Here is a 2222-nt window from a genome sequence, read left to right as displayed (position 1 = left end):
TACCGCCGTAGTGGCCAGCCACGCATGGATCCGTCTGCCGCCGCCGGCTGCCAACGTGGCCGCGGGCTACGTGCAGCTCTACAACCACGGCAGGAAAGACCGATTGCTGGCAGCCACGGCCACCGGCTTTGGCCAGGTGCAGATCCATGCGATGCGCATGGACGGTGAGCTGATGCGCATGCAGGCGCTGCCGGAGGGGCTGGTGCTGCCGGCCGGCAAGGTCACCGCGCTGCAGCCCGGCGGCTACCACCTGATGTTGATGATGCCCACGCGCCCGCTGCAGGAGGGTCAACCGGTACGGGTGCGCCTGCAGTTCGCCCGGGACGGTGAGCAGCAGGTGGATTTCGTGGTGCGTGACGGCAGCAGTGCACAGCTGCACGGGCATGGGGCAGGGCGATGAGGCGCGGTTGGCTCGGCGGCGCGTTGTGCCTGGCCCTTCTGGCCGGCTGCAGCGGGGGCCAGGCACCGATCATGGGCCAGGCCGCGTTGGAGTCGGTGGCGCTGCACAGCAGCGATGGCCGCACGCTGTCGATCAGCAGCTTGCGCGGCAAGCCCACGCTGCTGTTCTTCGGTTTCTCCCATTGCCCGGAAGTGTGCCCGCTCAGCCTGGTCAAGGCGGTGCAGGTCAAGCGCCAGCTCGGGCCGCTGGCGGAGCACCTGCAGGTGGTGTTCATCACCGTCGATCCGCAGCGCGACACCCCGACCCACCTGCGCGAGTATCTGGCCGCGTTCGACCCGGCGTTCATCGGGCTGGCGGGGGACGAGGCGGGCACGCGTGCCGTCGCCGAAAGCCTGGGCGTGAGCTACCAGCGCGTCGGCGTGGGCGAGGCGGCCACGTTCGAGCACACCGCGTCGTGGTTCCTGCTCGGTGCCGACGGCAAGCTGCAGGAGGTGCTCGGGTACGCACTGACCGAGGCGGAGATGGCGGCCAAGGTCCGCACGCGGCTGACGCCCACCCGCACGTGAGGCGACGCGGATGAGCGCGCCAGGGTCGGCACGCGCACCGCGCACGGATGCGATCCTGCTACTGGCCACGGCGCGACGGATGCGCGAGCGCCCGCACCTCCCAACACGCGGCAACGAATCGCACCCTGTCCCCCACCACGAACGGCGCAAACGCCTCGTCCATCGCCTGCAATACCCGTGCATGCAGCGCCGGTTCGATGTCCGCGCTGCGCAGCGCCGACCCGACCGGGCCCAACAACGTCACATAGGCAGGCAGGTCCGCGGCGGCGATCTCGCAGGCAACATCCTGCGCAACAACGTCAATGTTCTGCCATCCGGCGTCGGTGACAATGCCGACCACCCGGTCCCGGTCCGCAAACGCGAACTGCCCCGGCGCATCGGCAACGCGTGCGGGGAACGTCAACAGGTGAGCAGTGGCGCGCTCGGCGGCGGTCATGAACGGGTTTTCCGCGGCGCTGCGCCAGGCGATCGCATGCAGGCCGCCACCGTCGCGGGTCGCCTGGCGGAGGTTGGAGAAGGCCATCACCGGGTCATCGAAGAACATCACCCCGAAGCGCGACACGATCCGGTCGAACGAGGCGGGCAGCAGCGCAAGCCGCTGTGCATCGCCCACCCTGAAATCCACCGGCAGTGCTGCGGACGCAGCGCGCGTGATGGCGCGCGTGATCAGCGGGGTGGAAATGTCCACGCCGGTGCAGTGGCCGCCGCTGCCCAGTCGCGTCGCAATCTCCAGACTTGCCGCGCCGGTGCCACAGCCCACGTCCAGCACCGTTGCAGGTGAATCGGTCGGTATGGCCTGTGCCAGCTGTGTGGCGAACGGGGCAAACATCTGGTCCAGGATCCGTTCCGCCTTTACCCAGGCGTGACCGGCGGGGCCGTTCCACAGGGTGTGTTGTGCGGTGTCGGACATGAGGGGCTCGTTCTGGGCTTGCCAGCAGGGAAGGGAGCCTGCACTCTGCCACTTCAAGTGCGCTTGAGGTCAAGCAATGCGCGAACTGGATATCGCCGAGGTGGCGCGCCGCGCGGGGCTGGCGGCGTCGGCACTGCGCTATTACGAAGAAAAGGGGCTGGTGCAGCCGATCGGCCGACGCGGGTTGCGCCGGGTGTACGCCGAAGAGGTGCTGGAGCGGCTGGCGTTGATTGCGCTGGGCCGGGCTGCGGGCTTGTCGCTGGAGGAGATCGCGACGATGTTGGCCGCGGACGGCGGCACGCGCATCGACCGCGCGCGACTGGTGGCCAAGGCCGACGAACTGGAC

4 protein-coding genes are annotated in these 2222 nt (G+C 69.2%); 3 read left to right on the top strand and 1 reads right to left on the bottom strand.

Features of this window, described 5'->3' with window-relative positions; translation table 11 throughout:
- Positions 1–400, top strand: a 400-nt coding sequence (locus tag AC1DQP_RS19635) for a copper chaperone PCu(A)C (RefSeq protein ID WP_478052315.1), incomplete at its 5' end; no start/stop codon positions are given.
- A complete protein-coding gene (locus AC1DQP_RS19630; protein ID WP_457319054.1) occupies positions 397–966 on the top strand; it encodes an SCO family protein in 570 nt (189 codons plus the stop codon). The genes AC1DQP_RS19635 and AC1DQP_RS19630, both read left to right, overlap by 4 nt.
- A gap of 58 nt (positions 967–1024) precedes the next feature.
- Here AC1DQP_RS19630 and AC1DQP_RS19625 read toward each other — a convergent pair whose 3' ends face one another.
- The gene (locus AC1DQP_RS19625; protein ID WP_457319053.1) at positions 1025–1876 is read right to left on the bottom strand and encodes a class I SAM-dependent methyltransferase; all 852 of its coding nucleotides are present in this window, start codon (positions 1874–1876) and stop codon (positions 1025–1027) included.
- Positions 1877–1952: 76 nt separating this feature from the next.
- On the opposite strand from AC1DQP_RS19625, the gene AC1DQP_RS19620 reads away from it, so the two are divergent.
- Positions 1953–2222, top strand: a 270-nt coding sequence (locus AC1DQP_RS19620; protein ID WP_478052314.1) for a MerR family transcriptional regulator, incomplete at its 3' end; no start/stop codon positions are given.

This window comes from Stenotrophomonas sp. P5_A8, assembly GCF_056400545.1.
The sequence above is the reverse complement of the archived record's forward strand: the minus strand, read 5'-3'. Positions and strand labels throughout refer to the sequence as shown.